Origin of the sequence: Bacteroides oleiciplenus YIT 12058 (assembly GCF_000315485.1) — a bacterium.
GTDB lineage: Bacteria > Bacteroidota > Bacteroidia > Bacteroidales > Bacteroidaceae > Bacteroides > Bacteroides oleiciplenus.
The window spans coordinates 414,887-427,992 of sequence record NZ_JH992944.1; the positions used below are offsets into that span (position 1 = coordinate 414,887).

Sequence of the window (13,106 nt, forward strand, 5' to 3'; positions counted from 1 at the left end):
ATGAAAACCTTCAAGTGCTTTAAACAACATGACAGCATGCAATGTGGCATAACTTGCATTCGGATGATTTGCAGGCATTATGGTAAAGATTACAATTTGGATACTTTATCCAAATATTGTCCTGCTACATCAGAAGGTGTATCTTTATTGGGAATCAGTAAAACACTGAATATATTAGGCATAAATACCATCGCGGGAAAAATGCCAATAAAAGAACTTGCCACAATATCCTTACCATGTATTTTACACTGGAAGCAGAATCATTTTGTCGTACTATACCGATTAACGAAAAACAAATATTATATTGCCGACCCAGGAAAAGGATTAGTCACTTATACCGAAAAGGAACTAAGAAAAAATTGGATTAGTACTCTATCTAATGAAGAAGAGAAAGGCGTAACTCTTCTCCTTCAGCCCACCCCTTCTTTCTACGAAAAGCAAGAAGAAGAGTACAAAAGTGAAAAACATTCCTTCTCCTTCCTCTTCGGCTATTTCCACCAATACCGCCGCTACTTCGGCCAAATCGTTCTTGGCTTATTGATTGGTTGTATCCTGCAACTCATCTTTCCGTTCCTAACACAAGCCATCGTAGATGTTGGCATCAAACATCAGAATCTCAAGTTTATCTATCTGATATTGATAGGGCAACTAATGCTGACCGTCAGCCGCACGTCCGTTGACTTTATTCGTCGGTGGATATTGCTGCACATCAGCATGAGGATAAACATATCATTGGTGAGTGATTTCTTCATTAAGCTATTAAAACTCCCCATGTCTTTCTTTGATACCAAACTGATGGGCGACTTGCTCCAACGGATGAGCGATCACAATCGGGTGGAGAAATTCCTTACCACACAAACACTCAGTGTTATGTTCTCATTACTCAGCTTTATTGTTTTCGGAATTGTATTGCTATGCTACAACCTGCAAATTTTCTTCATCTTCCTCGCAGGCAGCATCTTCTATTCTATCTGGATTACTCTTTTCCTGAAACGTAGAAAACAGATAGACTACCTCTACTTTGAGAAACAAGCCAAAAATAGCAATAAAACTTATCAATTCATTACAGCCATGCAGGAGATAAAGTTGCAAGACTGCGAACAGCGCCGTCGTTGGGAATGGGAAGACGTACAAGCAGAACTTTTCGATGCCAATATGAAAACCCTGAAACTGCAACAGACACAAGAGGCAGGTAGTATCTTCATCAATGAGATAAAGAATATCGTAATCACTGTGATAGCAGCAACAGCCGTGATAAGCGGACAAATGACATTGGGTATGATGTTAGCTGTACAATATATCATCGGACAATTGAATGCCCCCATTGAGCAACTAATGAGTTTTATCTACTCACTGCAAGATGTAAAAATCAGTCTGGAACGCATCAACGAAATCCATAAAATGGAAAATGAAGAAAGCAATCTTGATGCATTCACTGCATTTCAGAGTAAAGATAAAAGCCTAATATTAAAAAATGTGGACTTCAAATACGATTCGCACGCACCCAACAAAACCTTAGACGGAGTGAACTTCACCATCCGCGAAGGAAAGGTAACTGCCATTGTCGGTACCAGCGGAAGCGGAAAGACGACTATCATAAAGTTGCTGTTAGGATACTATCATGTATTGGGTGGAGAAATCAATATCGGAAAAAACAATATCGATCGGTTCAATATGAAATGGTGGCGCAGGCAGTGTGGGGTTGTGATGCAGGATGGGGTAATCTTCTCCGAATCCATAGCCAGAAACATCGCAGTGAATGATGAGGAAATAGATAAAGAAAAATTAATTGAAGCAGCTCGGATAGCCAATATAGACGAGTACGTCATGGGTCTACCTCTTAAGTACAACACACTCATCGGACAAGATGGTGTAGGGCTGAGCCAAGGACAAAAACAAAGGATACTAATAGCACGTGCCGTCTATAAAAATCCCCAGTACATCTTTCTGGATGAAGCCACCAACGCATTGGACGCCAACAATGAACGGGTTATAGTGGAAAACCTATTGGAATTCTATAAAGGAAAAACCGTTGTCGTTGTAGCCCATCGCCTGAGTACCGTAAAGAATGCGGATCAAATAGTAGTGATAGATAAAGGAAAGATTATAGAAACCGGGATGCATCAAGAACTAATTACCAATAAAAAAGCCTATTACGATCTTGTAAAAAATCAATTGGAGTTAGGTAACTAAATAAAAGATAGAATCATGGAAAACATAGAACTCAGGAGCGAACAGGTACAAAAAATCATTGGACAAATTCCTTCGATATTGACACGCAGTGGAATCAGTATTATCGGGATAATTGTAGCATTGTTGCTGACAGTGACCGTATTTGTTCCATATCCTGAAACACTAGAAGGAGAAGTAACAATAGAAGAAAATGATAACGAAAATACATATGCCAAAGGATTATTACCTTACACCTTCATCACACAAATAAAAAAGGACATGAGTGTTGAAATAGAACTAGAAGGCTTCAATGCCAGAGAATATGGCTATCAACATGGTATTATATCCTATGTTTCACCAGAAGTAATTACAAATAATAAGAAAAACTACTTCGCATTTATCATCATACTTAAAGAAAATCCTTTCATACAAAAAGGCATGAAAGGATATGTATCTGTTATATTGTCGAATAAGACATTATTGGAAAGAATCATCTCAAAATAAAGTAGTTTTCCACTATTTAATCTCCGCCTCCAACTTCTTTATCTTCTCCAGCGTCCTCCCCGCCTCTGTTGAAGGGAACAACTGCAACACTCGCTGCAAATAATCCTTTGCCTTAGAGTAACCATTGGAGTAAACATCCGAAAGTCCATTCCGATAACGGGCATATTGCATCCGTGTGGGAGAGGTTATCTTTTTATAATCATCTTCCAACTTCTTCTTATCCCGCTCTGCCTGTAAGTAAAAATAGTTTCCTAGAAAAATATTGGCTTGCAGATTATTAGCATCAAGTTTCAATACTTTTTCATAAGTTTTTAGAGCATCCTTCTCCCTGCCTCTCATCATCTCCATTTCGGCACACGCCACGAGAGCAGAAACATCTTCGGGATGATACTGCAAAAATTCCCTATAAAATAAATAAGCTTTATCATAATTCCGTTTACGTTTATAATAAGCTGCCAACTCATTTGCCAGGCGGGGGGCCACAGCACTATTCTTCTCTACCTGAGTCAAGTAAAACATCTCCGTCTGCTCCGCTCCGGCATTTGCCGACTGGCGAAACAGACTCACAGCATAGTCATCCTGCCCTTCAGAAAGGGCTACAGATACTTTCTGCAACAATTCCCCAGCAGATTGCGCAGAGAGCGCGAAGGGGAAAGCCATCATGAATGAAAATAGCAAAGTTAAGGTTCTCATCTCTTACTAAATATTACCCGGTTTTTGTTCCGCAAAGATACTCATTTCTAAAACATTATGTACCATAAAAATTGTTATTATCCGATGTTTTTTTATCGTTCCCGGCAAAAAGAGTACCTTTGTCGACTAATAGAACAAACCTACGTTTTAAAATGATTGTCCAAAGTACGAATATTATTAATAAAAGAATACTCCAGATAGCTGTACCTTCCATTATTTCCAATATCACAGTACCTCTGCTGGGACTGGTTGATGTGACTATCGTCGGGCATCTGGGAGCAGCAGCCTATATCGGTGCAATCGCCGTCGGAGGAATGCTGTTCAATATCATCTACTGGATTTTCGGATTCCTGAGAATGGGTACCAGTGGAATGACCTCACAAGCATACGGAAGGCACGATATGGAAGAAGTCACGCGGTTGTTACTGCGGTCTGTCGGCGTAGGATTACTCATTTCCGCCTGCCTGTTGGTATTACAATACCCTATCCGCCGGCTTGCCTTCACTTTAATACATACTACGGAAGAAGTGGAACAGTTGGCTACGCTCTATTTCCAAATCTGCATCTGGGGAGCTCCTGCCATGTTGGGACTTTATGGTTTCGCAGGCTGGTTCATCGGCATGCAGAATTCACGTTTTCCGATGTACATTGCCATCACGCAAAACATTGTGAATATTGCTGCAAGTCTTTGTTTCGTTTATCTATTCCACATGAAAGTGGCGGGGATAGCTTTCGGCACACTCATAGCCCAATATGCAGGTTTTCTGATGGCATTGTTATTGTGGGCACGCTATTATGGCGGACTGAAGAAACACATTGTTTGGCGGGAAGTATTGCAAAAGCAGGCTATGCTGCGTTTCTTCCGGGTGAACCGGGACATTTTTTTGCGAACACTCTGTCTGGTCATTGTCACTCTGTTCTTTACTTCTGCCGGAGCTGCACAGGGAGAAGTGGTGCTGGCGGTCAATACTTTGCTGATGCAGCTATTTACTCTTTTTTCTTATATCATGGATGGCTTTGCATATTCAGGCGAAGCATTGGCTGGCAAATACATCGGCGCAGGAAACCGTCCTGCATTGCATCACACCGTTCGTCAACTCTTTGTCTGGGGTATCGGGCTTTCCACAGGCTTCACATTACTCTATCTCTTCGGAGGCAAGGCATTTCTGGGATTGCTCACCAACGAAGCATCGGTAATCCGGGAAGCCGGTAACTATTTCTATTGGGTGTTGGCTATTCCTCTTGCAGGTTTCGCCGCTTTCCTGTGGGATGGCATTTTTATCGGAGCCACCGCCACGCGGCAGATGTTCTACTCCATGCTGACAGCTTCAGCCAGCTTCTTCCTCGTTTATTACTCTTTACACGGATGGATGGGAAATCATGCCCTGTGGCTGGCTTTCATCGTTTATTTATCCCTCCGTGGCATCATGCAGGCAGTTTTAAGCAGAAAAATCCTGTACCAAAGTTAATCTTTACAGACAGAAAGCGTATATTTGCAAAAAACTAAATGTAATATCATATGGCAAAGTATAAAAGAGTTCTGTTAAAGCTCAGTGGCGAAAGCCTGATGGGTGAAAAACAATACGGCATCGACGAGAAGCGCCTTGCCGAATATGCAGCACAAATCAAGGAAATCCATGAACTGGGTGTCCAGATAGGTATCGTCATCGGCGGCGGCAACATTTTCCGCGGACTGAGCGGTGCAAACAAAGGTTTCGATCGTGTAAAAGGGGACCAGATGGGAATGCTTGCCACGGTTATAAATAGTCTGGCACTGAGTTCCGCCTTGGTAGCTACCGGCGTAAAGGCACGCGTATTGACAGCCGTTCGCATGGAACCTATCGGAGAATTCTACAATAAATGGAAAGCCATCGAGTGCATGGAAGCTGGTGAAGTAGTAATCATGTCTGCCGGAACAGGCAATCCGTTCTTTACAACCGATACGGGTTCTTCTCTCCGTGGCATCGAAATCGAAGCCGACGTCATGCTGAAAGGCACACGCGTAGACGGTATCTATACTGCCGACCCGGAAAAAGATCCCACCGCTACTAAATTCGACAACATCACTTATGATGAAGTATTGAAACGCGGACTGAAAGTGGTGGACCTCACTGCCACTTGTATGTGCAAAGAAAACAATTTGCCAATCATTGTGTTCGACATGGATACAGTAGGTAATTTAAAGAAAGTAATGCAAGGAGAAGAAATCGGAACACTGGTACACAATTGATAAATTGAAAATTGAGAAATAAGTGACATTCATTTTTTAATTTTCAATTCTCAATTTTCAATTTAATAAGTTTAATAATTATATTTGCAAAGTTTCAATTAAAGTACAACTCCAAAACCAAAGAATATGAGAGAAGTAAAAGAGATCTTAGACGAAGCGCAAGAGAAAATGGATATGGCCATCATGTATCTGGAAGAAGCATTGGCTCACATCCGTGCCGGAAAAGCAGACGTCCGTTTACTGGACGGCATCCGTGTGGACTCTTATGGAAGCATGGTTCCAATCAATAATGTAGCTGCCGTAAATACTCCGGATGCCCGTAGTATAGCTATTAAACCATGGGACAAAGGTATGTTCCGGATCATTGAAAAAGCTATTATTGACTCAAGTCTCGGTATCATGCCGGAGAATAACGGTGAAATTATCCGCATCGGCATTCCTCCCTTGACTGAAGAACGCCGTAGACAACTCGCCAAGCAATGCAAAGGTGAAGGTGAAACAGCCAAAGTGAGCGTACGCAACGCCCGCCGTGATGCCATTGATGCTTTGAAAAAGTCTGTTAAAGACGGTCTGGCAGAAGATGCACAGAAAGGTGGTGAAGAAAAATTGCAGAAGATTCACGATAAGTACATCAAGCAAATTGATGATATGCTGGCTGCAAAGGACAAAGAAATTATGACCGTATAATTTAAATTGAGAATTGAGAATTAAAAAATGAGAATTGCTATGCAGCATAATGTGCAAAGTGGATTCCCGGCATTTATTTCTCAATTCTCAATTTTCAATTTTCAATTGAATTGAGGGGACTGGTAATAAAAAACACAGGAAGTTGGTACTTAGTGAAGACCGACGAGGGGAAGTGCGTGGAGTGTAAAGTCAAAGGTAACTTCCGTCTTAAAGGTATTCGCAGCACCAACCCGGTAGCTGTGGGAGACTATGTACAAATCATCCTGAATCAAGAAGGTACTGCTTTCATCAGCGAAATAGAGGACCGGAAGAATTATATCATCCGGCGTGCTTCCAACCTTTCCAAGCAATCGCACATCCTTGCAGCAAACCTTGACCAATGTATGCTCATCGTGACGGTCAATTATCCGGAAACATCCACTATCTTTATCGATCGTTTTTTAGCTTCTGCCGAGGCATACCGTGTGCCTGTCAAAATCATCTTCAATAAGATCGATGCCTACAGTGAAGATGAACTTCATTATCTGGACAGCCTCATCAACCTCTACACCACCATCGGCTATCCTTGTTTTAAGGTTTCTGCCAAAACAGGTGAAGGCGTAGCACTAATTCAGGAAGAATTAAAAGGAAGGGTAACCCTCTTCTCCGGGCACTCCGGTGTAGGTAAGTCGACACTCATCAACGCTATATTACCTGAACAAGATGTAAAAACAGGCGAAATTTCTGCATATCATAATAAAGGTATGCATACCACTACATTCTCTGAAATGTTTCCCGTTGCGGGAAACGGATACATTATTGATACACCAGGTATCAAAGGGTTCGGGACATTCGATATGGAAGAGGAAGAGATAGGGCACTATTTCCCGGAAATATTCAAGTTCTCCGCTGATTGCCGCTATAGTAATTGCACCCACCGACAAGAACCGGACTGTGCTGTACGAAAAGCCGTAGAAGAACATTACATCAGCGAATCACGTTATTCCTCTTATCTCAATATGCTGGAAGACAAAGAAGAAGGTAAATACCGGGCAGCATACTAAAAAGCATGGTAAAGTAATAATGTGATAACAATCTTATCATTTTATCACATTATCACTTTTTTATATATCATTTTATCACTTTTTTTAACGCTTCCCATATTAAACCTTTCTATTCCTAATCCATCCAAATTAACGCTGACATAATCTGACATAATACTAATACTGATACATGAATAAGAAAGTTAAATGGGGCATTATTATTTTTATTGGTGCCGGACTAATAGGATGGGGCATCTATTCTCAGCTCCCTAAAGAAAACAAAGAATTGGCGGCTGCCGACAAAGTTATGAGCGGTAACCGCAATACAAAGAAAGCATTAAATGTTAACGCAAAAATCATAAAGCCACAACTGCTGAAAGATGAAATCAAAATCAGCGGTAGCCTGCTGCCTGATGAAGAAGTGGATCTCTCTTTCGAGACTTCCGGTAAAATTATAGAAATAAATTTCGAAGAAGGCAGTCAGGTAAAGAAAGGACAACTACTGGCTAAAGTAAACGACCGGCCTTTACAGGCACAGTTGCAGCGCCTTGTTGCCCAACTAAAACTGGCTGAAGACCGTGTATTTCGCCAGAATGCGCTGCTGGAAAGGGATGCAGTCAGTAAGGAAGCTTACGAACAGGTGAAAACGGAACTGGCGACCCTTAATGCCGATATAGACCTGATAGAAGCCAACATCGCACAAACCGAACTACGTGCTCCGTTCGATGGAGTGATCGGTCTGCGACAAGTCAGTGTCGGTACTTATGCTTCTCCTTCTACCATTGTTGCCAAACTCACAAAAGTATCTCCGCTAAAAGTAGAATTTTCTGTTCCCGAACGTTACGCCAATGATGTGAAAATCGGCGCAGGGGTGGACTTTGGACTTGAAGGCAAGCTTGAGACATTCCATGCTAAAGTATATGCACGCGAATCGAGAATGGATCAGAATACTCATACACTGACTTTGCGCGCCCTCTATCCCAATGCCAACGGCACTGTAATGCCGGGACGTTATGCAGACATCCGTTTGAGTAAAAACGAAATCCATGATGCTCTTGCCGTTCCTTCTGAAGCCATCGTACCGGAAATGGGTAAAGATAAGATCTTCCTTTACAGGTCGGGGAAAGCCCAACCCGTAGAAATACAAACCGGAATCCGTACAGAGGCCGAAACACAAGTATTGCAAGGTCTACAAGTCGGAGATACCATCATTATTTCGGGTACGTTGCAACTCCGCACAGGATTGCCTGTTACTTTGGACTATATAAATTAAAAATTGAGAATTAAAAAATAAAAAATAGTATGTAATATGTAGGAACAACTCACTATTGATTCTCAATCTATTATTTTTTAATTCTCAATCTATTATTTTTTAATTTTCAATTCTCAATTTAACAATGAATATATCCGAACTCAGCATACGGCGTCCTGTACTCTCCACAGTACTTACTCTTATCATCCTGCTCTTTGGACTTATCGGGTACAGCTACCTCGGCGTGCGTGAATATCCCTCCGTGGATAACCCCATCATTTCGGTATCCTGTTCCTATCCGGGAGCGAATGCCGATGTTATCGAAAACCAGATAACCGAACCGTTGGAACAAAACATCAACGGTATCCCGGGTATCCGTTCCTTATCCAGTGTCAGCCAACAAGGTTCAGCCCGTATTACAGTAGAATTTGAACTCTCCGTAGACCTGGAAACGGCTGCGAACGACGTGCGTGATAAAGTTTCACGCGCCCAACGTTATCTGCCTCGCGACTGTGACCCTCCTACCGTATCAAAAGCGGATGCGGATGCCATGCCCATTCTTATGGTGGCATTGCAAAGTGACAAGCGCTCCTTGCTGGAACTGAGTGAAATTGCAGACCTCACGGTGAAAGAACAATTACAAACCATTTCGGACGTCAGTGGTGTAAGCATCTGGGGGGAAAAGCGCTATTCTATGCGCCTGTGGCTCGATCCCGTCAAAATGTCCGGTTACGGCATTACTCCTATTGACGTTAAAAATGCGGTAGACAAAGAGAACGTGGAACTCCCATCCGGAAGTATTGAAGGAAATACAGTGGAACTCACTATCCGTACCCTGGGATTGATGCATACGGCAGAAGAATTCAATAATTTGATTCTGAGGGAAGATAACAACCGTATTGTCCGTTTCAGTGATATCGGACGGGCAGAATTAGGTCCGGCGGACATCAAAAGTTACATGAAGATGAATGGAGTGCCTATGGTAGGTATCGTAGTTGTACCCCAGCCGGGCGCTAACCACATCAAAATTGCCGATGCCGTCTACGAGCGTATGGAACTGATGAAAAAAGACCTTCCGGAAGACGTCAAGTACTCCTACGGTTTTGATAATACCAAGTTTATCCGTGCTTCCATCGACGAAGTAAAAGAGACGGTGTATGTAGCGTTCATTCTTGTAATCATTATTATCTTCCTCTTCCTACGCGACTGGCGCGTAACACTGGTACCCTGTATCGTAATTCCGGTTTCACTTATCGGAGCTTTCTTCGTTATGTATCTGGCAGGGTTCTCCATCAATGTGCTTTCCATGCTGGCGGTGGTACTGGCGGTAGGTCTGGTGGTGGACGACGCCATCGTAATGACGGAGAACATTTATGTCCGCATAGAACGCGGAATGCCACCGAAAGAGGCAGGTATCGAAGGCGCCAAGGAAATTTTCTTCGCCGTTATCTCTACTACCATCACACTGGTAGCCGTGTTCTTTCCCATCGTATTTATGGACGGTATGACGGGACGCTTGTTCCGGGAATTCAGTATCGTGGTATCCGGTTCGGTAATCATTTCTTCATTTGCCGCACTGACCTTTACTCCGATGCTTGCCACAAAGCTACTGGTGAAACAGGACAAAAAGAACTGGTTCTATATGAAAACCGAACCGTTCTTTGAAGGTATGAACCGCATTTACAGCCACTCACTGGAAATATTCCTGCGCAAACGCTGGCTGGCAATGCCACTTGTATTAGGAACATTAGTCATCATTGTATTCCTGTGGAATGCGATTCCCGCCGAAATGGCACCACTGGAAGACCGTTCACAAATCAGCATCAACACACGCGGTGCGGAGGGCGTAACCTATGAGTATATACGGGATTATACGGAAGACATCAACCACCTGGTAGACTCTTTACTTCCGGATGCAGAATCTGTAACGGCACGTGTATCAAGCGGTAGCGGTAATGTACGTATCACGCTGAAAGATATGAAAGAACGCGACTACACGCAGATGGAAGTTGCCGAAAAGATATCGCAGGCAGTGCAGAAGAAAACCAAGGCGCGTTCATTCGTGCAGCAATCCTCTTCCTTTGGCGGACGACGTGGTGGCATGCCGGTGCAATACGTATTGCAGGCCACCAACATCGAGAAGCTGCAAGAAGTGCTACCGGTATTCATGGCAAAGGTTTATGAAAATCCGGTTTTCCAGATGGCGGACGTAAACTTGAAATTCAGCAAACCGGAAGCCCGCATCAATATCAACCGTGATAAAGCAAGTATCATGGGGGTAAGTACACGAAACATTGCGCAAACTCTGCAATACGGACTGAGCGGCCAGCGTATGGGCTACTTCTACATGAACGGAAAGCAATATGAAATATTGGGAGAAATCAACCGCCAGCAACGCAACAAGCCTGCCGACCTGAAAGGTATCTATATCCGTAGCGATAAAGGTGAGATGGTTCAGTTAGATAATCTTATTGAGCTGACCGGAGGTATCGCTCCGCCGCAATTGTACCGTTACAACCGCTTTGTCTCCGCTACCATTTCTGCCGGACTTGCCGACGGAAAAACTATCGGACAGGGACTGGACGAGATGGACAAGATAGCCAAAGAGACACTGGACGAGACTTTCCGTACCGCACTGACCGGAGATTCCAAAGAGTATCGGGAAAGTTCTTCCAGCCTGATGTTCGCCTTTGTATTAGCTATCCTACTGATTTACCTGATTCTAGCTGCTCAGTTCGAGAGTTTCAAGGACCCGCTGATTGTCATGCTTACCGTGCCCCTCGCCATTGCCGGAGCCTTGGTATTCATGTACTTTGGCGATATCACTATGAATATCTTCAGCCAGATCGGTATCATCATGCTGATTGGATTGGTGGCGAAGAACGGTATTCTTATCGTAGAGTTCGCCAATCAGAAACAGGAAGCTGGAGAAGACAAGATGGAAGCCATCAAGGATGCTTCCCTGCAACGCCTGCGTCCCATCCTGATGACCAGTGCGTCCACTATTCTGGGTCTGATACCGCTGGCATTCGCCACAGGCGAAGGTTGCAACCAGCGTATTGCCATGGGTACAGCCGTAGTAGGTGGCATGTTGGTATCCACATTCCTGACTATGTATATCGTACCTGCCATATACAGTTACGTATCTACTAACCGAAGTAAGTTAAAGAAATCATGAAACGTACCATTTTATCCCTCATAATGACCGGTTGCGTCTCGCTTGTTTTGCAGGCGCAAGCACCCAAATCTTATACATTAAAATCATGCCTGGAATACGGGCTTCAGAATAATTACTCGCTGCGCATCACCCGCAACGAGGAACAAGTCACCAAGAACAACGCCACGCTGGGCAATGCGGGCTACCTGCCTACCGTCGACCTTTCGGCAAGCTATAAAGGAACCGTAGATAACACCGACAGCAAAGTGCGCGCCACCGGAGAACACCTCAAAGAAAACGGTGTCTTCGACCAAACTATGAACGTGGGTCTGAACCTGAACTGGACCATCTTCGACGGTTTCAACATCACCGCCAACTACCAGAAACTGAAAGAACTGGAACGGCAAGGCGAAACGAATACCCGCATCGCCGTAGAAGACCTAATAGCCAACATTGCAGCGGAATATTATAACTACGTACAGCATAAAATCCGTTTGAACAATTTCCGTTATGCCGTATCGCTTTCCAAAGAACGCCTACGCATTGTGGAAGAGCGTTATCACATCGGTAACTTCTCCCGTCTGGACTACCAGCAGGCAAAAGTAGACTTCAATGCCGACAGCGCACAGTATATGAAACAGCAGGAGCTTCTGCATACCTCCCGCATCCAGTTAAACGAACTGATGGCAAACGAAGATGTAGACCAGCCAATCATCATTCAGGACAGCTTGATTAATGCAGACGGCGGCCTGAACTTCGAGGAACTGTGGAACGCCACCCTGCAAACCAATGCTTCTTTATTGAGAGCACACCAGAATAACACTCTTGCTCAACTGGATTACAAAAAAGTTTGTTCGCGCGACTATCCTTACCTGAAGATGAACGGTGGTTATGGCTATACTTTTAATAAATATGATATTGCTACCAACATTCAGCGCGGAAACCTCGGAGCTAACTTTGGTTTAACCATCGGATTCAATTTGTTCGACGGGAACCGACGCCGAGAACGCAATAACGCCCGAATCGCCATTCAAAATGCCCGTTTGGAACGTGAACAACTGGAACAGGCATTGCGCGCCGATCTGAGTAACCTATGGCAGGCTTATCAAAACAATCTTCAGATGCTAAACCTGGAACGCCAAAATCTAATAGCCGCCAAGGAGAACCATGAGATTGCCATGGAACGCTATATGCTGGGAAACCTTTCCGGTATCGAAATGCGTGAAGCACAAAAAAGTCTCTTGGATGCGGAAGAGAGAATCCTTTCTGCTGAGTATAACACAAAGTTATGTGAAATCTCTTTGTTGCAAATCAGTGGAAAAGTGACAAAATACCTGGAATAAAACAATTATTCCCCATCAGGCGAGTACTTTTCCCCTACTTTTGTCG

General features: G+C 43.6%; 10 protein-coding genes. 9 read left to right on the forward strand and 1 reads right to left on the reverse strand.

Features of this window, described 5'->3' with window-relative positions:
• The gene (locus HMPREF9447_RS21345) at positions 1–2,193 is read left to right on the forward strand and encodes a peptidase domain-containing ABC transporter (RefSeq protein WP_044138515.1); all 2,193 of its coding nucleotides are present in this window, start codon (positions 1–3) and stop codon (positions 2,191–2,193) included.
• A 15-nt stretch (positions 2,194–2,208) separates the two neighbouring features.
• Complete coding sequence (locus tag HMPREF9447_RS21350) at positions 2,209–2,676, forward strand: hypothetical protein (RefSeq protein ID WP_009131870.1); 468 nt, start codon at positions 2,209–2,211, stop codon at positions 2,674–2,676.
• A gap of 12 nt (positions 2,677–2,688) precedes the next feature.
• Here HMPREF9447_RS21350 and HMPREF9447_RS21355 read toward each other — a convergent pair whose 3' ends face one another.
• The gene (locus tag HMPREF9447_RS21355; RefSeq protein WP_009131871.1) at positions 2,689–3,369 is read right to left on the reverse strand and encodes a tetratricopeptide repeat protein; all 681 of its coding nucleotides are present in this window, start codon (positions 3,367–3,369) and stop codon (positions 2,689–2,691) included.
• Positions 3,370–3,521: 152 nt separating this feature from the next.
• Here HMPREF9447_RS21355 and HMPREF9447_RS21360 point away from each other — a divergent pair, with 152 nt between their 5' ends.
• The 7 genes from HMPREF9447_RS21360 to HMPREF9447_RS21390 all read left to right on the forward strand — a co-directional run bounded on the left by HMPREF9447_RS21360 (position 3,522) and on the right by HMPREF9447_RS21390 (position 13,060).
• Positions 3,522–4,838 carry an MATE family efflux transporter gene (locus tag HMPREF9447_RS21360; protein WP_009131872.1) on the forward strand — a complete coding sequence of 439 codons (1,317 nt, stop codon included), beginning with the start codon at positions 3,522–3,524 and terminating at the stop codon, positions 4,836–4,838.
• Between the two features lie 50 nt (positions 4,839–4,888).
• The gene (pyrH, locus tag HMPREF9447_RS21365) at positions 4,889–5,599 is read left to right on the forward strand and encodes a UMP kinase (RefSeq protein WP_009131873.1); all 711 of its coding nucleotides are present in this window, start codon (positions 4,889–4,891) and stop codon (positions 5,597–5,599) included.
• 126 nt (positions 5,600–5,725) lie between these two features.
• Positions 5,726–6,286 (forward strand): ribosome recycling factor, encoded by a 561-nt coding sequence (gene frr, locus HMPREF9447_RS21370; RefSeq protein WP_009131874.1) that lies wholly within the window; start codon positions 5,726–5,728, stop codon positions 6,284–6,286.
• A 110-nt stretch (positions 6,287–6,396) separates the two neighbouring features.
• Entirely contained in the window at positions 6,397–7,329 is a 933-nt protein-coding gene (gene rsgA / locus HMPREF9447_RS21375) for a ribosome small subunit-dependent GTPase A (protein ID WP_044138516.1), read from the forward strand.
• Between the two features lie 169 nt (positions 7,330–7,498).
• On the forward strand, positions 7,499–8,581 hold the full coding sequence (locus HMPREF9447_RS21380) for an efflux RND transporter periplasmic adaptor subunit (protein ID WP_009131876.1): 1,083 nt from the start codon (positions 7,499–7,501) through the stop codon (positions 8,579–8,581).
• A gap of 124 nt (positions 8,582–8,705) precedes the next feature.
• Positions 8,706–11,738 (forward strand): efflux RND transporter permease subunit, encoded by a 3,033-nt coding sequence (locus HMPREF9447_RS21385; RefSeq protein WP_009131877.1) that lies wholly within the window; start codon positions 8,706–8,708, stop codon positions 11,736–11,738.
• Complete coding sequence (locus HMPREF9447_RS21390) at positions 11,735–13,060, forward strand: TolC family protein (RefSeq protein WP_009131878.1); 1,326 nt, start codon at positions 11,735–11,737, stop codon at positions 13,058–13,060. The genes HMPREF9447_RS21385 and HMPREF9447_RS21390 overlap by 4 nt, the downstream gene beginning before the upstream one ends.
• The last annotated feature ends 46 nt before the right edge of the window (positions 13,061–13,106 follow it).

Bases quoted from the DNA above. Each gene is read 5' to 3' on its own strand.
- HMPREF9447_RS21345 (WP_044138515.1), top strand. From the start codon at position 1: ATGAAAACCTTCAAGTGCTTTAAACAACATGACAGCATGCAATGTGGC.
- HMPREF9447_RS21350 (WP_009131870.1), top strand. From the start codon at position 2,209: ATGGAAAACATAGAACTCAGGAGCGAACAGGTACAAAAAATCATTGGA.
- HMPREF9447_RS21355 (WP_009131871.1), bottom strand. From the start codon at position 3,369: ATGAGAACCTTAACTTTGCTATTTTCATTCATGATGGCTTTCCCCTTC.
- HMPREF9447_RS21360 (WP_009131872.1), top strand. From the start codon at position 3,522: ATGATTGTCCAAAGTACGAATATTATTAATAAAAGAATACTCCAGATA.
- pyrH (WP_009131873.1), top strand. From the start codon at position 4,889: ATGGCAAAGTATAAAAGAGTTCTGTTAAAGCTCAGTGGCGAAAGCCTG.
- frr (WP_009131874.1), top strand. From the start codon at position 5,726: ATGAGAGAAGTAAAAGAGATCTTAGACGAAGCGCAAGAGAAAATGGAT.
- HMPREF9447_RS21380 (WP_009131876.1), top strand. From the start codon at position 7,499: ATGAATAAGAAAGTTAAATGGGGCATTATTATTTTTATTGGTGCCGGA.
- HMPREF9447_RS21385 (WP_009131877.1), top strand. From the start codon at position 8,706: ATGAATATATCCGAACTCAGCATACGGCGTCCTGTACTCTCCACAGTA.
- HMPREF9447_RS21390 (WP_009131878.1), top strand. From the start codon at position 11,735: ATGAAACGTACCATTTTATCCCTCATAATGACCGGTTGCGTCTCGCTT.